The sequence below is a fragment of the Prauserella aidingensis genome (assembly GCF_024171865.1).
GTDB classification, from domain to species: domain Bacteria; phylum Actinomycetota; class Actinomycetes; order Mycobacteriales; family Pseudonocardiaceae; genus Prauserella; species Prauserella aidingensis.
On sequence record NZ_JAMTCN010000012.1, the window covers coordinates 1 to 20,519 of the forward strand.

The following is a 20,519-nucleotide window of genomic DNA, read 5'->3' on the forward strand; positions in this document are numbered from 1 at the left end:
CACGCCTCCGCAAACACCGGAAACACCGACGCCAACCCACGACCCATACCCACACGCTGACTGCCCTGACCCGTAAACACGAACGCCACACGACCGGTTCGCGCGGAGCCGCGCACGATTCCGGACTGCAACGAGGTCAGGGCTTCGGCGGCGGTCGTGCCGAGGCCGACCGCGCGGTACGCCAACGGTGTTCGGGCAGCCAGCGCGCGTGCGACGGGGAGAGCATCCCCTTCGACCGTCGCGAGCCGTGCGATCTGTGCGTCCAGTGCCTCCGGCGTGTGTCCGCTCACAGGCCACAGCACCGGTCCCCACCCTGCGGACGAAGAATCGGTCTCGCCGTTCTCCGCGGCGTCGGAGGTGCCGCGACCGGCCTGCTCCAGCACGAGGTGAGCGTTGGTTCCGCTGATGCCGAACGACGACACCGCCGCCCGCCGTGTCCGGTCGCCCGACCAGTCGCCGGGTGCGGACAGCAGCCGCACGCCCGACCAGTCGACGTGTGGGGTCGGGGTCTCGGCGTGCAGCGTGCCGGGCAGTACGCCGTGCCGTACGGCCTGCACGGCCTTGATCACGCCGAGTACGCCCGCGGCTGCCTGGGCGTGGCCGATGTTCGACTTGAGCGAGCCGAGCGCCACCGGCTCCGCGCGATCCGCACCATAGGTCGCCATCAGGGCGGCCGCCTCGACCGGATCGCCCAGCCGGGTGCCCGTACCGTGCGCCTCGATGAGGTCTACATCGGACGGAACGAGACCGGCGTCGGCCAGTGCGGACCGGATGACGCCCTGTTGTGCGACGCCGCTCGGGGCGGTCAAACCGTTCGAGGTGCCGTCCTGGTTGACCGCGCTCCCGCGGATCACCGCGAGGACGGTGTCGCCGTCACGGTCGGCGTCGGCGAGCCTGCGCAGCACCAGCAGTCCGGCGCCCTCGGCCCAGCCGGTGCCGTCGGCGTCGGCGGAGAACGCCTTGCACCGCCCGTCGGGCGCCAGCCCGCCCTGTTTGGCGAACTCGGCGAACATGCCAGGGCTGCTCATCACGGTGGCACCACCGGCCAACGCGGCGTCGACCTCACCGCTGCGGAGCGACCGCACGGCCAGATGCAGCGCGACCAGCGACGACGAGCAGGCCGTGTCGACGGTGAGCGCAGGACCGCCGAGACCGAACTGGTAGGCGATACGCCCGGAGGCAACGCTGGTGGTGGTACCGGTGAGGACGTGCCCGCCCTCGTCACCGGCCCGGTGCGCGCGTGGCCCGTAGTCCTGCGGGATCGCGCCGACGAAGACACCCGTCGTACCGGCAGGAACCCCGCCCGCACGTTCGAAGGCCTCCCACGCCAGCTCCAGGAGGATTCGCTGCTGCGGTTCCATGGCGGACGCCTCGCGCGGCGAGATGCCGAACAGGTCGGCGTCGAAACCGGCGGCGTCGGCCAGGAATCCGCCGCGCACACCGTCCAGGGTCCAGCCACGGTCGTCCGGGGCGTCACCGACGGCGTCGCGGCCGTCACGGACCAGCTCCCACAGCTGTTCGGGGGTGTCCACGTGGCCCGGCGCCCGGCAGGCCATGGCGACCACGGCGACGGGCTCTCCCGGGTCGATCTCCGCCCGTGGACGGCCGGGCTCGGCGTCGTCGCCGGATGCCCACCAGTCGGCGAGCAGCTGCGGTGTCGGATGGTCGAAGACCACTGTGGACGGCATGTCCCGGCCGAGGCCCGACAACCGGGTGCGCAACTCCTCCAGCATGACCGAGTCGAAACCCAGGTCCCGGAACGTCCGTGCGGTATCCATCGCCGCCGGGTCGTCGTAACCCAGCACGTCGGCCACGTGGTCGAGCACGTTCACCGCCGGAGCCGCTCGCGCAGGCGACGGTGGCTCGGACTGGGGCGACTCGGCCCGCGGTGACTCGGACGGCGGCGGTTCGGACGGCACCGCGTCAGCGGAAGCTGCGTCAACGAAAGCGGTGTCAACGGAATCGGCGGTGACGGAACGGGCCTCGCCCGCCCAGTGCCGCGTCCGTTCGAACGGGTAGGTGGGCAGCTGCACCCGGCGCCCGCCACCGGACAACCGCGACCAGTCCGTTCCGCGCACGGTGGCGAGTGCGGCGGCGGCGCGGGCGGTGATGCGTTCGTCCTTGCCCTCCCGCAACAGCGGTGCCGTAGCCACGCCGTCGAGACCGGCCGACGCGGTGAGGGCGCCGCCCGAGCCGAGTTCGAGCAGCGTCGTCGTGCCCGCGGAGACGGCCGCCGTGACGGCGTCGTGGAAACGCACCGGCAGGCGAGCGTGGTCGGCCCAGTAATCCGCGTCGGGGACGCCCCACGACCTGCCGGTCACCGTCGACACGACGTCGACCGACGGAGTGCGGTGCGTGAGGGTCGCCGCGGCCGCGCGGAAACGGTCCAGTACTGGATCGAGGCGATGCGAGTGGAACGCGTGACTGACCCGCAACCTGCTCGTGCGGCGGCCACGTGCGGCCCAGCGGGCGAGCAGGGCGTCCACCGGGTCCTCGTCCCCCGAGACGACGACGGCGCCGGGACCGTTGACGGCGGCGAGGTCGACGCCCGGCACGAGGTCGGCGGTGATCTCGTCCTCGTCGGCTTCGACGGCGCCCATGGCGCCACCGCGGGGCAGCTCGGCCATGAGCCTGCCGCGGGTCACCACGAGTTCGGCCGCCTCGTCCAGCGTGAGCACCCCGGCGATCTCGGCGGCGGCGAACTCGCCGACCGAGTGGCCGACCAGCACGTCCGGTCGCACACCCCAGTGTTCGAGCAGTCGCGCCAGGCTCACCTGGAGGGCGAACAGGGCGGGCTGTGCCCACGCCGTGTCGTCCAGCAGTGCCGGATCGTCGCCGTGCAGCACGTCGCGTACGCCCGGCCGCGGCAGGTGCCGGTCCACGGCGGCGGCGACCTCCCCGAACGCGTCGGCGAAGGCGGGGACGGTGAGCAGTTCCCTGCCCGCCCCCAGTCGTTGTCCACCCTGCCCCGGCAACAGGAAACCCACGTGGCCGTCCGCCTGCCCGGTACGGACCACCGAGGGCGCGGGGCGGTCCTCGGCCAGCGCGTCGAGCCCGCGCGTGGCCGTCTCGCGATCGGCGGCGACGACGACGGCCCGCTGCGGCAGTTGCGCGCGTCCCTCGGCGAGGGTCGTGGCGGCGTCGGCGAGCGACACGGTGTCGAGCTCGCCCCGCAGCCGCGCGGCCAGGGCACGCAGTGCCGAGGCCGTCCTCGCGCTCAGCACCAGCGTGTCGGGGTGGCCGTGACTGCCGCCGGCGTGAGCCGCGGAATCCTCCTCCACCCCGCGCACGACGAGATGCGCGTTGGCACCGCCCATGCTGAACGAGCTGACGCCGGCGATCGCCTCCGGGCGGAGCGGTTCCGGTTCGGTGACCACGCGCAGGTTCAGCGCGTCGAGGTCGATCGCCGGGTTGGGCTCGCCGAAGTTGAGCGACGGTGGGAGATCACCCCCGTGCACCGCCAGCACGGTCTTCAGCAGCCCGGCCGCACCGGCGGCACCTTCGAGGTGGCCGATGTTGGTCTTCACGGAACCGACCGGCAACGGCTCCGCACGCACCGAGAACACCTCGCCGAGCCCGGCGGCCTCGACCGGGTCCCCTGCACGAGTCCCGGTCCCGTGCAGTTCCACGAAGTCCACATCGGACTCGTCGATACCTGCATCCTCGTGTGCCCTGCGGATCGCGTCCGCCTGAGCGGACGCCCTCGGCACGGTCAGCCCCTCGCCGCCGCCGTCGTGGTTGAGAGCACCACCCGCGAGCACCGCGTACACGCGGTCGCCTGCCGCCAGCGCGTCCTCGACTCGCCGCAGCACCAGGACCACGCCGCCCTCGCCGCGCACGTATCCGTCCGCGCGAGCATCGAACACGTAGGCACGGCCGCTCGCCGACAGCGCTCCGAACTCGGCGGTCACCGCGCTGCCGAGCGCCGTCAGATTCAGGTGGACACCGCCGGTCAGCACCGTGTCGGTGTCGCCGCGATGCAGCGACGCACACGCCTGGTGAACGGCGACGAGGGAACCCGCCTGGGCGGCGTCGATCGTCAGACTCGGGCCGGTGAGTCCCAGCACGTGCGACACCCGGTTGGCGACCATGCCACGAGCGAGGCCGGTGAGCGTGTGTGCACCCGCATTCGCTCGGCTGATCGCCGCGTAGTCGTCCGCCATCGCGCCGAACACCACACCTGTCCGGCGCCGCGCGGCGGTCTCCGGCGAGATGCCCCCGTCCTCGAGCGCCTCCCAGGCGAGTTCGAGCACCAGCCGCTGCTGCGGATCGAGCGCCGCGGCCTCCCGCGGTGAGAGACCGAAGAAGTCCGCGTCGAACGCGTCCACTTCGGACAGGAAGCCACCCCTGCGCACGCCTTCGGGATACCGTCCGAGAACAGCGGCGTCCGCCCATCGGCCCACGGGCACGTCCCGCACGGCGTCGGTGCCCGTGCGCAGCGAGTCCCAGAACCGGGTCGGCCCCGCGGCACCGGGCAGGCGGCACGCCAGGCCCACGACGGCCACGGCCCCGCCGGGAAACGCACCGCTTCTCACACCGCCGCCCCTCCTCTCGCAGGACCACCCGGGAACCGCACGTACCGACACGGCCGCAGGGCCGCCGTCCGCACAGAACTGTGTGCAGAACTTACGAGCGGCGACGGGCACGCCCACACCCCTACGCACCCCTAAACCGGGTCGCGGACGCCCTTGACATCGCTTCGAGACAGCCGGTTCCGAGATAACAGTGTGCTTGCGTCGTATCGGCGAATCCCTCCACGAGCACGTGCGGTGCTAGCGTAGGACCTCGGTTACCAGGATTTTCGTTGCGCAGAGGTGGATTCGTGGGTTCCCACATCGCTTTCGTCAGCATCACCGGGCACGGGCACGTGCGGCCCACGCTGGCGCTGGTGTCGGAACTCGTCGCACGGGGCCACCGCGTCACCTACGTCGTCGGCGACGAGCTGGCCGGGCTGGTCGCCGACGCGGGTGCGACACCCGTGCCGTACAGCTCGTACGTGGCCGGCAACCCCGCACCGGCCGAGATGTCACCGGACACGCTCGCACAGGTACCGCTGACCTACCTTCGCGAGAACGAGGCCGCCCACAGCGCCGCGGTCCGCGCCCTGCGCGCCGATCCGCCACACCTCGTCGTGCACGACCAGACGATGTTCGCCACGGGGAAGCTGCTGACCCGTGAGTTCGACGTTCCCGGCGTGCGGACCTGCCCCACGTTCGCCAACCACGAGCGGTTCTCGATCGACGCGCTGGCGGCACAGCGCTACCCGGTCGATCCGAACCATCCGAGCCTCGTCGAGTTCCACCTGCGGCTGGTGCAACTGCTCGCCGACAACGGGCCGGCCGGCACCGACGTGGCGGCGTTCCTCGGTGAGGTCGCAGAGCGCAACATCGTGTTCCTGCCCAGGTCCGCACAACTGGCGGGCGACACCTTCGACGACCGCTTCGCGTTCGTCGGCCCGTGTCTCGACGCCACGGCGGAATCCGAACCCTTCGTCCCGCCTGCCGGTGACGGCCCACTGGTCCTGATCTCGCTCGGCTCGGCCTTCAACGACAGGCCGGAGTTCTTCCGTTCCTGCGCGGAGGCGTTCGCCGGAGAGCCCGAACGCGTCATGCTCGCGACCGGGCACCTCAGCGCCGACCTGGGCCCGCTGCCGCCCAACGTGACCGCACACGACTGGCTCCCGTTCCCTTCCGTGCTGAGCCACGCCGACGCATGCGTCAACCACGGCGGATTCGGCACCGCGCTGATGGCACTGCACTACGGCACTCCGCTGGTGCTCGTCCCGCAGATGGTCGAGAACGAGTACGCCTCGGAACTGCTGGCACACCAGGGCGTGGGCCGTCTGGTGGACCCGGCGACGGTGACCGGCGAGACGGTGGTGAAGGAGACCCGGGCCGCACTGGCCGACGAGCGTATGGCCGGGGACATCGCACGGTTCCGCGAGGAGATGGCCACCGCAGGTGGGGCCGCGCGGGCGGCGGACATCATCGAACACGCCCTGTAGCTCGGCGTCGCCCCTGACACAGCGGCGCCTCTCGCACAGCGGCGCCCGTGCCGGACGCACCGGTGCCCGGCTTGGTGGTCGTGTGCACGGTCCCGCGGGCAGACAACGCAGCCCCCGGGACCGTCGGCCCCGGGGGCTGTTGTCACGACCTCAACGGCTCAGGCCTTTTCCTCCGACTGTCCCTTCGGCTTGATGAGGAAGAACAGAAAACCCAGGAAGAAGAAGGCGAAGAGGAAAAACCAGGGGTTCGAGAATCCCAGCAGCCCCAGAAACCCGAGCAGACCGAGCAGTCCCAACCAACGCTCACCCATTGCTGTCCCTTTCATCGGCGGTGCGGCGGTCGAAAGTTATCACGGCACGATCACGCCGCGGACGGCATATCAGTCGGCGGCCCGGTTCCGGAATCCCCGCACACCCGCGGCGCCGAATGCGGCCAGGGTCAGCACGAGCACCGACAACGACACCCACAACGGCATGGCGGGCACCGCCCCGTCGAGCGTCAGCCCGCGCAGCGCCTCGCTGAAGTACGTCAGCGGGTTCAGCGCACTCACGATCTGGAACCACAGCAGGGAGTCCAGCGCGGGCCACGGGAACTGGGTGGCACCGGTGAACATCACGGGCGTGAGGATGACGGCGAACATGATCTCGATCCGGTGCGGGGGCACGAACGTTCCCAGCGTCATGCCGACCGCCGCACCCAGCAATGTCCCCAGCACGCAGACCCCGAGCACCGCGGGAAGTGTCGCGAGCGGCAGGTGCACGTCGTCGAGCAACAGGTACCCGAACGGGATCATCAACAGCGCGGAGAGCAGGCCCCGGAAGGCGCCGAAGACCATTTTCTCCACGGCCACCCAGTGCATGGGAAGTGGAGCGAGCAGCCGGTCCTCGATCTCCCTGGTGTACGAGAAATCGAGCGTCAGGGGCAGCGCGGTGTTCTGCAGTGCACCGACGAAACCGGCGAGCGCGATCACACCCGGGAGCAGGATCAGGCCGAAATCCCCGGTGACGTAGCCGAGAGAGCCGAGGACGGTACCGAGGATGAACAAAGTGAACAGTGGCTGAAGAACCACCTGCGCGAGAAAGGACGGCAGTTCTCTGCCGGTGACGAACACGTCGCGGCCGAGCACGGACAGGAACGCCCGGCGGGTGTCGGCCGCGGTGTGCGGCGGAACGGTGGCCTCGACGGGTTCCACCGGGGGCCGGTCTTCGATCAGGGTCAACGCAGCTCCCGGCCGGTCAGATGGATGAAAACGTCCTCGAGGCTCGGCGTGCCGACCGACAGGTCGGTGATCCGGCAGTTCAACTCCGTCAACGCCTTGAGCACCGACGGCAGCACGTCGTCGGACTCCGCACCGGCGTAGAGCCGGTACTGCCCTTCCGCGAGTTTCTCGACCCGCTCGACGTCGCCGACACCGCTGAGCGCCGCCTGAACCTGTTCGCCCGTGGACCGCCCCAGGCTCACCGTGACGGTGATCGTGGTGCTACCCGGCAGCGTCCTGGTCAGTGCCGGAGCGGAGTCGAGAGCGATGAGCCTGCCGTGGTCGATGATGCCGATGCGGTCGCAGAGCTTCTCGGCCTCGTCCATGTCGTGCGTGGTCAGCACCACGGTGACGCCCTGCTCGCGAAGCTCGGCCACCCTGTCGTGGACGAACAGCCGCGACTGCGGGTCCAGCCCGGTCGACGGTTCGTCCAGGAACAACACCCGGGGACGGTGCATCAGCGCGCGGGCGATCATCACCCGCTGTGCCTGTCCCCCGGACATGAAGTCCACACGGGAATCCGCGTACTCGGCGAGGCCCATGCGTTCGAGGATCTCGTTGGCCAACCGGGCGCGAATGGCGCGGCCGACCCCGTGGTAAGCGGCGTGGAAGACCAGGTTCTGCCGCACGTCGAGCCCGCGGTCGAGGTTGTTGCGCTGCGACACCACTGCGAGAGCCTTGCGCGCTCTCGCAGGATCGGCGCCGACGTCGACGCCCGCTACGCGAGCGTGGCCGCCGGTGGGTGTCACCCGGGTCGTCAGTACGCCGACGGTGGTGGACTTCCCCGCCCCGTTCGGGCCCAGAAGTCCGAAGACCTCGCCCTCGGACACCGAGAAGCTGAGCCCGTCGACCGCGGCCACCGGTGAGTGCGGATAGCTCTTGCGGAGGTCTTCGACTGCCACGGCTTCGGTCACGCCGACAAGGTACGTTCTCGACACGGACGGCAGTTCGGAAATAGGAGCACCCCGGCGAAAGATAGGGGTCGTCGTAAGGGGTTGGTCGGGATGGGCGTCGCGGCCGCCGTCGTCGCACGGCCCGCGTCGTACGCGCTGGCCTGCGGACGCGGCCTGGCTCTGGGCCTGCTGGCCCTGCCGGGGCCGGTCGTCCTGCTGGTGTCGTCGTTGGTCGCGATGGCCGGGTACCTGCCTGCCATCCTCGCCGCACGCCGGTTCACCGCGTTGACCCGGCACGGAGTCGCACGCTGGTGCGGCATTCCGGTGCCGTCGCCGTACCGGGAGCCTCCGGAGCCGCCCCGGCCGAACGCGCAGGGCCAGTACCGCTACGGCAACCGGTTGTACGACTCCCCCCGGCTGGTCGCCTGGCAACGCCGGCTGACCTGGTTGAGCAACGACCCGGCCACTCGCCGCGACTCGGTGTTCCTGCTGGCCGCCCCGGTCGTCGCCGTTACGGCCTTGCTGCCCTCGGCGCTGGTCGTCGCGGGAATCGCACTGTCGTGGCACTCGCCGTGGACACTGGCGGCCGTTCCCGCCGGCCTGCTGTGCGGCCCGCCCGGGCTGCGGCTGTACGGCCGGTGGTCCGCACGCCTGCTGGGTCCCGCGGCGGGCCACGGCCGGGCATCGCTGTCCCGCGCACTGTGGACACGGGTCGTGGCGCTGATCGAGCTGGTCGCGGTGGCGCTGTTCGCCGTACCGGGTGTCGTCCTCACGGCCGTCGTGCTCGTGTCGCTCCTGCCCGGTGCGTGGGCTCTGCCGTGGGCGCAACGGCTCGTGCGTCCCGCCGTGACCGCGCAGCGGCCGCTGGTGGCCCGGTGGGCGCGCACCGAGCTCACCGAGCCGTACCTGCCGCCGCCCGATCCGCCACGGCCGCGGCGTGACGGGCTGTACGTACTCGGACGGACGCTGTTCGACTCGGCCGCACCGGTCGTGCGGGCACAGCGGTACCGGTGGGTGCTGCGCGATCCGGCCACCTGGCGGGACCTCGTGTGGCTCGCGCTCCAACCGGTGACCGGCGCAGGCGCCGCGCTACTGGTCGCGGCGGCCGCCTACGGCGCCTTCGGCCTGGTGTGGCCGTGGCTCTGGCTCCTGCCGACACAGTGGTGGCTGGACTACGACCCCGCCGCAGCATGGACGGCGCTCGGGGCGCCGGGGCCGTCGTGGTGGGGTCCCGTGGCCGGATCGGTGATGACTGTCGCGGCACTGCTCCTGGCACCGCACGCGCTGCACGGATACGGCCGCGCCGGCGCCGCACTGCTCGGCCCGACCGGTGCGGCGTCGCTGGCATGGCAGGTGCGCAGACTGTCCGATTCGCGGGACGACGCGACTCGGGCGCAGGTGGCCGAGCTGCGCCGGATCGAGCAGGACCTCCACGACGGGGTGCAGGCCGGTCTCGTCGCACTCGGAATGCAGCTCGACACCGCCGAAGCTCTCGTGGACAACGCCCCGAACCGGGCGAAGGAACTGCTCGCCGACGCCCGCGGCAGACTGGCAGGCACGCTGGCCGATCTGCGCACCGTCGTGCGCACGATCCATCCACCCGTGTTGGCGGAGCGTGGGCTGGCCGACGCCGTACGGGCACTGGCCCTCGACTCCCCGCTGGACGTGACGGTGACGGTGGACTACCCGGGGCGTGCGGAAGCAGCCGTGGAGTCGGCCGTCTACTTCGCGTTGCGTGAACTCCTGACCAACGTCGCGAAACACTCCGGGGCCCACGCCGCGGCACTGGATGTGCGGTTCGAGGCGGGCCTGCTCCACGCGTCCGTGCAGGACGCGGGAAACGGTGGCGTCGATCCGGACCGCGGCACGGGGCTGAACGCGATGCGCAGGCGGTTGGCGGTGTTCGACGGAGACGTGACCGTGGACAGCCCTCCCGGCGGTCCGACCGTCGTGTCGCTGTGCGTGCCGTGCGAAAGCTGGCAGGACAGGTGAACGGCGGCGGCGTTAAGCTCTCGCTGTCGGACGTCCTGCGTGCGGTCGAGTCGCCGCCGTCCGGTGGGCCCAGCGCCGGCCGCCGGACGTCCGCCCGTTGACAAGCCGCTCGTGAATCGGAGAGCCCGTGCGCATCGTGCTGGCCGAAGACCTGCCGCTGCTGCGGGAGGGGTTGACCCACATGCTCGAAGCACGCGGTTTCGAGATCGTGGAAGCGGTGGCCTCCGGTGGCGAACTGGCGGCCGCGCTGCGCACCCACCGGCCGGATCTGGCGATCGTGGACGTGCGTCTGCCCCCGACGTTCACCGACGAGGGACTGCGCGCTGCGCTGGCGGCACGGCGCGAGACGCCCGGCCTACCGGTGCTCGTGCTGTCACAGCACGTGGAGCAGCTGTACGCGCACGAGCTGCTGGCCGACGGCGGCGGAGCGATCGGCTACCTGCTCAAGGATCGAGTGCTCGGCGGGGAGCAGTTCATCGACGCACTGAACCGGGTTGCGGCCGGTGGCACCGCCCTGGATCCCGACGTCATCTCCGCGCTGCTGTCGAGCAGCAACCGGCAGGAGCCGCTGGGTTCGCTCACCGCCCGCGAACGGGAGGTGCTCGAGCTGATGACGGAGGGGCGGTCCAACGCCGCGATCGCGCAGCGACTGCACCTCAGCGACGGTGCGATCAGCAAGTACACCACCAGCATCTTCGCCAAGCTCGGCATCGCCGACTCCCCCGACGACAATCGCCGCGTTCTGGCGGTGCTCGCCTATCTCGACGGGAATCGAAGCTGAGTGGTCGCCTTCGGCCGTATCACAGGACGATCCGCAATGGTACGAACCATCGTAGGGAACCCGGCCGCCGACCATGTGGCGGCTCGGATGCCCTTCCGATGAATGTCCGAGAAACCGCGTATTCCTCCCGTCGACGAGCTGAGCTGGCCTTTCCTCCTCCCGGAAGAACACCCGGCATACCCTGCCCGACATTGCCGTGTCCGTCGGGTCCGCACCGGATAACGAAGCAGTGAGACACCTGATCGGTTTCACTCTTTCGTGCTATGTTTTCTGCTGCCCAATCGATCTGCCGCGGTGAAACCACGGTCCGGACCTCAGCGCGGATCCGGCTGTGGTTCTTCCGCTGTGTCAAGGATCGTCATGGTCATTCCTGTCCCTGGGGGCTTACTACGTGCTAACGGAACGGCGAACGAAACTCGACGAGCTCCGGAAACTCCACGACGACTGCGGCTCCACCGGCGGTCGTGTCGTCCTCGCCACGGGCGCAGTCGGTCTCGGTAAGACGGAGTTGTTGCACGCCTTCAGCGACCGGGCCGCGGAGACGGACGCCCTGGTCCTCAACGCGACGGGCGCGAGTGCCGAGACCTCACTCTGCTTCGGCGTCGCGACACAACTGTTCACGAACCCGGACCTGCCCCCGAAGGCCGAGACGGACGCCGCCGCATATCTGGACGACGTCCGGTTCGACAGCGCCCCCGACGACGCGCAGCGGACGCGGCTCTGTGCCGCGCAGGCACGCATCGTGCACGGGCTCGCCAGCATCCTGCTCGGTGTGGCGCAGCAGCGGCCCGTCGTGATCGTGGTGGACGACGTCCACTTCGCCGACGCCGCGTCGATCCAGGTGCTGCTGCACCTGGCACGTCGGATGCGCACCGCGAATCTGCTCATGGTGTTGGCCGAGTCGCAGTCCCATTACCAGACGGACCCGGTGTTCTACGTCGAGCTGTCCCGCCAGCCGCACTACCGGCGCATTCAGCTCGACCCGATCTCGCGGGAAGGCGTCGCGGAGATCCTCGTCGCAGAGTTCGGCGAGCGTACGGGACGAGGACTGACGGACGCCTATCTCCGGACCAGCGGGGGAAACCCGCTGATCCTGCGGGCACTGATCGAGGACCGGCATCATGAGGCCACCGCGGCCTCCGGCACGGACGAGCCGGTGACCGGCCAGGCCTTCGGCAGGGCCGTACTCGCCTGCCTGCACCGGACCGGCGAGTGGGCCCCTGAGTTCGCGCGGGCGCTGGCGGCCTTGGGGCCGTGGGCCACCCCGTCCCGGCTCGGCAGGTTACTGGGCATCCGCTCGGGCTCGGCACAGTTGTATCTGGAGCTGCTCGCGACGACGGGCCTGGTGGAGCACGGTCGTTTCCGCCACTGCGCGACACCGGAGGCCGTGCTCGATGGGTCGACGCCGGAGGATCGGGCGCAACTGCACCTCGAACTGGCCCGACTGCTGTACGACGAGGACGCCGACCCTTCGGCGATCGCGGACGGCCTTCTCGTGGCGGGCGACGCCACCGCCCCGTGGGCGGTGCCCGTCCTCAAGTCCGAGGCCGAGCACGCACTGGCCGCCGATGACGTCGACAGGGCCGCCGCATGTCTCGACCTGGCCCGGCACGGCTGCACCGACCCGCACGACCTCGACGAGATCGTGATCCGCCAGGCGATGCTGAAGTGGCGTACCAACCCCGCAGCCGTCGCGACACGGCACCTCGCCCCGCTCGACGACGCCGCCCGCGACGGCCGCCTGTCCGCACGTCACCTCGCAGTTCTCGCCAGGTTCCAGCTCTGGCACGGCCACCTGGCCGAGGCGGAAGCGACGGTCGCACGGCTGGCGACGAGCGAACAGCCGAACAGGAAGGCCGTCCTGGACCTCCGGGTGTCACAGCAGTGCTTCCCCGACTCGTTCGACTGTGCACCTCTCCTGGAGTCCGTGGACGGCTCGGGACCGCAGACGGTGCTGCCGCTCGACGAGCGACAACGGCACTGGGCGGCCGGCGCGCTCGCCACGATGTGCGACGCCGCGGCCACCGACGACGTCCGGGGATCGGCGATGCGCGATGCCGAGCAGGTGCTGCGCACGATGCGTCTCGACAGCTCATCCGCGGAGCCGCTCGTGTGCTCACTGATGGCACTGGTGTACGCCGACCGCCCGGAATTGGGTCTGGACCGGTGTCGCTCCTTCGCCGACGAATCCGCGCGGCGTGGAGCGGCGACATGGCATGCGCTGTTCTCCGCGGTCCTCGCGGAAATGCACCGCAGACAGGGCGACCTCGCCGCGGCCGAGGACCACGCCACCACCGCGCTGCACGCCATCGATCCCGCAGGCTGGGGAGTCGTCCTCGGTGCGCCGTTGACCACGTTGCTGCTCGCCCGCACGGCGATGGGCAAACTCGACCAGGCCGCGGACGCGCTCGGCACGCCCGTGCCCGAGGCGATGTTCCGGACCAGGTTCGGTCTTCGCTACCTGTATGCGCGCGGCCGCTACTACCTGGCGGCGGACTGCCCGCGCGCCGCGCTGGCGGATTTCACCACGTGCGGTGAACTCGCTCGCCGCTGGGAAACGGATGTGCCGGCCCTCCTGCCGTGGCGCGGCGGTGCCGCCGAAGCACTGCTCCGCCTCGGACGCGGCGGGGAGGCCAGGCGCCTGCTCGACGAACAGCTCGGTCGAGCGGGCACCGCGCGCATGCGGGGAATCACCCTGCGCCTGCTGACGGCAACGACCGAGCCCTCACGGCGGCCGAACGTCATCGGGGAGGCCGTGGAGACGCTGCGTGACTCCGGCGACCGCTTCGAGCTGGCGCTGGCACTGACCGAACTGAGCCGGACGCACCACGCACTCGGCGAGCACGGCAGATCGCGCATGGCCTCGCAGCAGGCGCTCAGCCTCGCCCGCGACTGCGGGGCGGCACGAACCTGTGCTCGGTTGCTGCCCGACCAGGACGACCGAACGTCCGCTGCGGAACCCTGCCGGGCCGACGGGGACGGCCTGTCCTCCCTGAGCGACGCCGAACGCCGGGTCGCAGAACTCGCCGCACTCGGTCACACGAACCGCGAGATCGGGCACAAACTGTTCATCACGGTGAGCACGGTCGAACAGCACCTCACCCGGGTCTACCGCAAACTCAACGTGAGCAGGCGCACCGAGCTCTCGGTCGGCACTCCCGAACGCCTCACCGACACGGCCTGAGCGCCGGCAGGCCCCGGCGCCCGCCTCCGGTGGAGCAGTCGGCCGCCGGGGCCGGTGAGCTCAGGCCAACTGCGCGATCCGTTCCGTGACCAGGGAGACGACCTCGTCGCGATGGTCGTCCAGGTAGAAGTGCCCACCCGTGAAGGTCGTCAGGGAGAACTCGCCGTCCGTGTGTCCGGCCCATGCCTCGGCCTCGTCGAGCGAGGCACGCGGGTCGTCCTCGCCCAGCAGTACGTGGATCGGACAGCTCAGCTCGGTACCCGGTACGTGGACGTAGGTCTCGACCGCCGTGTAGTCACCGCGGATCACCGGCAGGAACATCTCGCGCAGCTCGGGGTCGTCGAGAACGGCGCCGTGGGTACCGTCGAGCTTGCGGAGCTCGTCGACGATGCCCTCGTCGTCGAGCGTGTGGATCCGCTCGTCCCGGTGTGTCGACGGAGCGCGCCGTCCGGACGCGAACAGGGCCTGCGGCGGGCCGCCGGCACGTTCCAGCCTGCGCGCCACCTCGTAGCCGAGCGTGGCGCCCATGCTGTGTCCGAACAGGACCAATGGAAGGTCCCGCCACGCATCGAGTTCGGCGACGACAGCGTCCGCGAGGTCCGTGATGGTCGTGAAACACGGCTCGCTGCGCCGGTCCTGCCTTCCGGGGTACTGCACGGCGAGCACTTCGACGTCCGGCGTCAGCGCCGCCGACACGGGAAAGTAGTAGCTCGCGGACCCGCCGGCGTGGGGCAGGCAGACCAGCCGCGCGGAGGCCTTGTCCGACGGGTGGTACCGCCGGATCCAGGAACCGTCGGAGGCGTTCGCATTCGGCATGGTTCGGCAGTCCTTTCGGGCGGGTCGGCCGCCAGCGAGTGTCGAGCAGTCCGCCGATCCGGGGCAACCCGCACGGCCCCGAATAAGGGGTACCGTTCCGCGCTAGGGGTCCGTCGCCACGCGGGTCGGCGGTGGCGGGCTCAGCGCCGGACCGGGTCACCTCCGGCGCCGAGGAACGCCTCGAGCTCGGCGGGCGTCGGCGCCGCCTCCCAGTCACCCGGCATCGTGCACATCACCGCCCCGCAGGCGTTGGCTCGGGCGAGCTTCTTCTCGACGCTCCATCCGTGGCTGTCGCCGCTGAGGTACCCCGCCACGAACGCGTCGCCCGCGCCGACCGTGTCGACCACGTCGACGCGGTGACCCGGGGCGTCGACGAGGGTTCCGTCGCGGTAGGCACTCGCACCGTCGGCACCGCGCTTGACGACGATCTCCCGCGCGGCCTCCGGGTCGAGTGCGCGCACCAGGGCACCGACGTCGGTGCCGTCGCCGTCCACGGCACCCGCGGGCACGACGTGTGCGAGTTCCTCGGGGGAACCGAAGACGAGATCGGCCTCCCCGACCAGTTCGCCGAGCACCTCGGCCGCCACCGCCGCCGGTGCGAGCGTCGACCGGTAGTTCACGTCGACGCTCACGCGCACGCCCGCGTCCCGCGCACGCCGCACCACCGACCGGCACGTCTCCCGCGCCGAGTCCGACAACAGCGGCGTGATGCCGGTCAGGTGCACCAACCCCGCGCGCTCGACCAGCCCGGCGGGCACGTCCGCAGGCGCCAGCCGGGAACCGGCCGAGCCCGAGCGGTAGTAGTACACCCGCGCGGTGCCCTGTCCCGTGAGTTCCTTGAGCATGAGCCCCGTCGGTTCGTCGGGGTCGACGTGGGCCCGCACGTCGACGCCCTCGCCGCGCACCTCGCGCACGATCCGCCTGCCCAACGAGTCGTCGCCGACGCGACCGAGCCACGTGACCGGGACGCCGAGTCTGCTCAGACCGACCGCGACGTTCGTCTCGGCGCCGCCGATTCCGACGTGCGCCTCCGACACGTGGGCCAACGAGCCGATCCTGCCGCCCGTGATCAGGCCCATCGTCTCGCCCAGCGTGAGGACCGGAGAGCCGCTCATGCGTTCCCACTCCCCGCACACACGTTGACGAATCGCCGCGCCCGGGCGGAGAGCGCGGCGAGGTCCCCGCCGGAGAGCGCGTCGCCGAGCAACGGTCCACCGACGCTGACGGCCGCGGCACCCGCGTCGAGCCACGCGTGCGCCGCCTCGAGGTCCACCCCACCCGACGGTACGACCGCCAGGTCCGGGAACGGGCCGCGCAGGTCCTTGAGGTACGCCGGGCCGACCTGTCCCGCGGGGAACAGCTTCACCGCGGGCACCCCGCGGCGCCACGTGGACCACAGTTCGGTCGGGGTGAGCCCGCCGGGCACGACGGCGACGTCCCGTTCCAGTGCCCGATCGACGACGGCCGGGTCCGAGACCGGGGTGACCAGATAGCGCGCTCCCCCGTCGGCGGCGACGTCGACCTCGTCGGTCCCGGTGACCGTGCCGACACCGACGTCGGCCGTGTCGCCGTACCGTTCGACGAACCCGGGCAGCGCGTCGAGGGTGCCCGGCGTGGTGAGCGTGAGCTCGACACTCCGCACCCCCGCTTCGACGAGGGTGTCGATCACCGGCACGTAGTCGCTCGCACGCTCACCGCGGAGGACGACGACGAGCCGCGACTCGGCCGTCCACCGGGGCAGTGCCCGACGTTCACTCATCGCGTGTGTCCTTTCCCGACTCACCAGTCGTGCACGGTGCCGTCGAGCAGGCGGTTCACCGGAAGATACGCGGCCGTGTAGGGGTGGCGCGCCGCGACCTGTTCGTCGAGCTCCACGCCGAGTCCCGGCGTTTCACCGGGGTGCAGGAAGCCGCGGTCGAACGTGTACGAGGTGCGGAACGCCTCGAGGGTGAGCTCGCTGTGCGGCATGTACTCCTGGATGCCGAAGTTGTGGATCGCCAGGTCGAGGTGCAGCGCGGCGGCCATGCCGATCGGCGAGACGTCGGTCGGGCCGTGGATGCCCGAGCGGATGCCGTAGATCGCCGCGAAGTCGAGCAGCTTCTTCATGCCGGTGACGCCGCCGGTGTGCGTGGGCGCCGACCGCACGTAGTCGATGAGCCGCTCGGTGATCAGCGTCCGGTAGTCGTGCACCGAGTTGAAGACCTCGCCGGTCGCCAGCGGTGTCGTACTGTGCTGCCGGACCAGGCGGAACGCCTCCTGGTCCTCGCCGGGTGTGGCGTCCTCGAGCCAGAACAGGTCGTACGGTTCGAGCGACTTGGCCAGCCGCGCCGCCTCGATCGGCGACATGCGGTGATGAGCGTCGTGGAGGAGCCGCAGTTCGGGGCCGAACTCCTCACGCACCTTCTCGAAGATCGCGGGCACGTGCCGCAGGTAGGCGGGCGTGTCCCAGTCCTCCTCCTCGGGCCGGGTCGCCGCGCTGCCGTCGGCGGCGCGGTGGGCGGGTTCGTAGTCGTAGCGCTCACCCGGCTCCGCGGCGTCGGACACCCCGTACACCCGCTGGAGGCCGGGAACGCCCGTCTGGATCCGCACCGCCGTGTAGCCCTCGTCGACGTAGCCGCGGATCGCGCGCGCCAGCGCCGGGTAGTCGTTGCCCGAGGCGTGGGCGTACACCCGGAGCTTGTCCCGGCTCGCCCCGCCGAGCAGTTGGTACAGCGGGACGCCCGCCTTCTTGGCCTTGATGTCCCACAGCGCCATGTCGACGGCGGCGATCGCGGCCATCGTGACGGGGCCGCGCCGCCAGTACGCCCCGCGGTAGAGGTACTGCCAGGTGTCCTCGATGCGGTCCTCGTCGCGGCCGACGAGCGTGCTCGCGAGGTGGTCCCGCAGGTACGAGGCCACGGACAGTTCGCGCCCGTTGAGCGTCGCGTCGCCCCAGCCGACGACGCCGTCGGACGTGACGATCTTGAGGGTGACGAAGTTGCGTCCCGGACTGGTGACGATGACGTCGGCGGTCGAGATGCTCACGAGGGCGGGCTTCCTTCCGGGCTGGGTGTCGACAGTGGATGGTGGAGGCGGTCCCCGGGCGCCTGCGCACCCGGGGACCGCGGGCTCAGACCGCGTTCCGCGGGTCCCGCAGGTCGCGGCCTGCGACCTCGGGCATCAGCAACGTGCCGACGAGCGGGCAGAGCGTGAAGAACCCGAGCAGCACGGCGACCGGGATCCACGACCCGGTGGTCGCCGCGACCCACGCCGCCGCGACGACGGGACCGATGCCGGTGGCGATCATCGCGGCGATCTCCCGGATGACGCCGGTCGCGGCGTAGCGGTGCCGGGAACCGAAGATCTCCGGCAGCGTCAGGTTCTCCAGCGAGGCCAGTGCCATCACCGACACGTTGTGCATGACGATGTAGCCGACGAAGACCTGCGGCACGTCGGCACCGGCGATCAGCATCATCGTCGGAACGATGAGCGCGAGCGAGATCACGCTCATCACCTGGTACATGCGGCGGCGGCCGAACTTGTCACCGAGTGCCCCGACGATGGGTACGGTGACGAACGCGCACAGCGACGAGACGATCACGACGCTCGTGCCCACCGACGCCGACATCGCGAGCGTGACGGTGATGAACGAGACCATGTAGGTCTGCAGGATCCCGGAGTTGCCCGCCTGCCCGAACCGCAACAGGAACGCGGGCACCATGGCGCGCCACTTCTTCTGCTCGAGCGCCTCGAGCATCGGCGTGTCGTTCTCCCGCTCCGCCTTCGCCCGGACCTCGTCGGCCGTGAGCGCCACGCCGTCGGACACGTGGGAGCTCTCCTCGAACACCGGGCTCTCCTTGAGCCGGAACCGGATCCACACGGCCAGCAGCAGGATCACGGCGCTGCCGAGGAACGGGATGCGCCAGCCCCACGCGAGCAGCTGCTCCTCGGACAGGACGGCGACGAGGATGCCCCAGATCGCCGAGGCGCCGAGCGTGCCGCAGTTCGTGCCGAGCGCGACGAGCGAGGCGATGATTCCCCGCCGCCTGCGGGGTGCGTACTCGGCGAGCATGACGCCGGCACCGGAGATCTCCGCACCGGCACCGAAACCCTGTCCGAGACGCAGCACCACGAGCAGGATCGGCGCGAGGATGCCGATGTCGTGCACCGTGGGCAGCGCACCGATGAGCGTCGTCGAACCGCCCATGAGCGCGATCGTGATGAACAGGACCTTCGTGCGGCCCACCCGGTCGCCCAGCCTGCCGAAGTACCAGGCGCCCACCGGGCGGGCGACGTAGCCGACGGCGTACGTCGCCATGGCGGCGACGACGGCGAGCGCGGCGCTGTCGCCGACGAAGAAGAGCTGGCCGAACACGAGACCTGCTGCGAGCGAGTACAGCTGGAAGTCCATGAACTCGAGCGCGGTGCCGAGCCAGCCGGACACGGCGGCACGCGTGAGATCGCCGGTGCTGCGTTCGGCGCGGCCCTCGGCGACGGTGCCCGTGTCGGGCGGCGGTGCTGAAGTGGACATCGTTGTTCCTTCTGCGATTTCGAATGGGGACGTGACGGGCGGGGAAGGGTCAGAATTCGATGAGGACCTTGCCGGAGGCGGCGGAGTCCTGCGCCGTGGCGAACGCCGCGACCGCCTCGGAGGCGGGCAGGACGTGCGTGACGACCCCGGCGATGGTGGGGTGGGCGGCGAGGAGCTCGACGGCGTCGTCGATCTCCGTCGAGAACCGGAACGTGCCGCGCAGGTGCAGTTCCTTGGACACCAGCGGCGCGAGGTTCACACCGATCGCACTGTCGGCGAGCATGCCGACCTGCACCACGACGCCGCCCCGGGACGCCGACGCGACCGCCTGGGTGAGCGACGCCGGCACTCCCGAGCACTCGAACACGACGGGATACGAGGTCGTCGGCACCTCGTCGCGTCCGATGAGGAAGGTCTCTCGGGCTCCGAGTGAGCGGGCCCGGTCGAGGGCGGATTCCTGCACGTCACCGACCGCGACGTGCTCGACTCCGCGTGCGACGAGCGCCGCGACGGTGAGGAGACCGACCGGTCCGGCCCCCAGCACGACGGCACGGCCTGCCAGGTCGTCACCTGCGATCGTGAGGGCGTGCAACGCGACACCGAGTGGTTCGGCCAGCGCGGCGTCCCGCAGCGACAGCCCGTCGGGCAGGCCGCGGAGCATGGACTTCTCGACGAGCACGTACTCCGCGGCAGCACCCTGCCGGTGCGGGAAGTCCGCGGCACTACCGAGGTAATCACCGCCGGGCCACAGGTGCGGCCGGTCCTCGATCCCGGCGACCGGGTGGCCGTACCGGGCGGGATGCACGGTCACCGGGGTGCCCGGTGCCCACTCCCCGCTCGGATCGGCCTCGACGAGCGCCGAGAACTCGTGTCCCGGCGCGAACGGTTCGCGGACGAGGTTCTCGCCGTTCTTGCCGTGGAAGTAGTAGTGCAGGTCCGAACCGCAGATACCGACGTACCGCACGCGCAGCAGCACCTCGCCGTCACCGGGTTCGGGCGCGGCGACGTCCTCGAGGCGCATGTCCTCGGCGCCGTGGATGAACAGGCCTTTCATCGGTGATCAGCTCCTGGGTCGGGCGG

14 protein-coding genes are annotated in these 20,519 nt (G+C 70.9%); 4 read left to right on the forward strand and 10 right to left on the reverse strand.

Features of this window, described 5'->3' with window-relative positions:
• On the reverse strand, positions 1-4,535 hold a 4,535-nt coding region (locus LY13_RS13790), incomplete at its 3' end, for a type I polyketide synthase (RefSeq protein ID WP_253828820.1).
• 287 nt (positions 4,536-4,822) lie between these two features.
• Here LY13_RS13790 and LY13_RS13795 point away from each other — a divergent pair.
• Positions 4,823-6,004 carry a macrolide family glycosyltransferase gene (locus LY13_RS13795; RefSeq protein ID WP_253828821.1) on the forward strand — a complete coding sequence of 394 codons (1,182 nt, stop codon included), beginning with the start codon at positions 4,823-4,825 and terminating at the stop codon, positions 6,002-6,004.
• A gap of 158 nt (positions 6,005-6,162) precedes the next feature.
• Here LY13_RS13795 and LY13_RS13800 read toward each other — a convergent pair whose 3' ends face one another.
• From LY13_RS13800 to LY13_RS13810, 3 genes are all read right to left on the reverse strand, one after another.
• Positions 6,163-6,315, reverse strand: a complete 153-nt coding sequence (locus tag LY13_RS13800) for a hypothetical protein (protein ID WP_253828822.1) — start codon at positions 6,313-6,315, stop codon at positions 6,163-6,165.
• A 69-nt stretch (positions 6,316-6,384) separates the two neighbouring features.
• Positions 6,385-7,224, reverse strand: a complete 840-nt coding sequence (locus LY13_RS13805) for an ABC transporter permease (RefSeq protein WP_253828823.1) — start codon at positions 7,222-7,224, stop codon at positions 6,385-6,387.
• Positions 7,221-8,177 (reverse strand): ABC transporter ATP-binding protein, encoded by a 957-nt coding sequence (locus LY13_RS13810; protein WP_253828824.1) that lies wholly within the window; start codon positions 8,175-8,177, stop codon positions 7,221-7,223. The genes LY13_RS13805 and LY13_RS13810 overlap by 4 nt, the downstream gene beginning before the upstream one ends.
• Positions 8,178-8,267: 90 nt before the next feature.
• Here LY13_RS13810 and LY13_RS13815 point away from each other — a divergent pair, with 90 nt between their 5' ends.
• The 3 genes from LY13_RS13815 (at position 8,268) to LY13_RS13825 (ending at position 14,113) form a co-directional block, all read left to right on the forward strand.
• The gene (locus LY13_RS13815; protein ID WP_253828825.1) at positions 8,268-10,148 is read left to right on the forward strand and encodes a sensor histidine kinase; all 1,881 of its coding nucleotides are present in this window, start codon (positions 8,268-8,270) and stop codon (positions 10,146-10,148) included.
• Between the two features lie 127 nt (positions 10,149-10,275).
• Positions 10,276-10,929, forward strand: a complete 654-nt coding sequence (locus LY13_RS13820) for a response regulator transcription factor (RefSeq protein ID WP_253828826.1) — start codon at positions 10,276-10,278, stop codon at positions 10,927-10,929.
• Between the two features lie 391 nt (positions 10,930-11,320).
• A complete protein-coding gene (locus LY13_RS13825) occupies positions 11,321-14,113 on the forward strand; it encodes a helix-turn-helix transcriptional regulator (protein ID WP_253828827.1) in 2,793 nt (930 codons plus the stop codon).
• A 60-nt stretch (positions 14,114-14,173) separates the two neighbouring features.
• Here the strand turns inward: LY13_RS13825 and LY13_RS13830 are convergent, their stop codons facing one another.
• The 6 genes from LY13_RS13830 to LY13_RS13855 form a co-directional block, all read right to left on the reverse strand.
• A complete protein-coding gene (locus LY13_RS13830; RefSeq protein WP_253828828.1) occupies positions 14,174-14,929 on the reverse strand; it encodes a thioesterase II family protein in 756 nt (251 codons plus the stop codon).
• A 140-nt stretch (positions 14,930-15,069) separates the two neighbouring features.
• Positions 15,070-16,044 (reverse strand): sugar kinase, encoded by a 975-nt coding sequence (locus LY13_RS13835; RefSeq protein WP_253828829.1) that lies wholly within the window; start codon positions 16,042-16,044, stop codon positions 15,070-15,072.
• Positions 16,041-16,688 (reverse strand): bifunctional 4-hydroxy-2-oxoglutarate aldolase/2-dehydro-3-deoxy-phosphogluconate aldolase, encoded by a 648-nt coding sequence (locus LY13_RS13840; RefSeq protein WP_253828830.1) that lies wholly within the window; start codon positions 16,686-16,688, stop codon positions 16,041-16,043. The genes LY13_RS13835 and LY13_RS13840 overlap by 4 nt, the downstream gene beginning before the upstream one ends.
• 20 nt (positions 16,689-16,708) lie before the next feature.
• Positions 16,709-17,953, reverse strand: a complete 1,245-nt coding sequence (gene manD, locus LY13_RS13845; RefSeq protein WP_253828831.1) for a D-mannonate dehydratase ManD — start codon at positions 17,951-17,953, stop codon at positions 16,709-16,711.
• 85 nt (positions 17,954-18,038) lie between these two features.
• A complete protein-coding gene (locus tag LY13_RS13850; RefSeq protein ID WP_253828832.1) occupies positions 18,039-19,439 on the reverse strand; it encodes an MFS transporter in 1,401 nt (466 codons plus the stop codon).
• 49 nt (positions 19,440-19,488) lie between these two features.
• Entirely contained in the window at positions 19,489-20,493 is a 1,005-nt protein-coding gene (locus LY13_RS13855; RefSeq protein ID WP_253828833.1) for an L-idonate 5-dehydrogenase, read from the reverse strand.
• Positions 20,494-20,519: the final 26 nt, after the last annotated feature.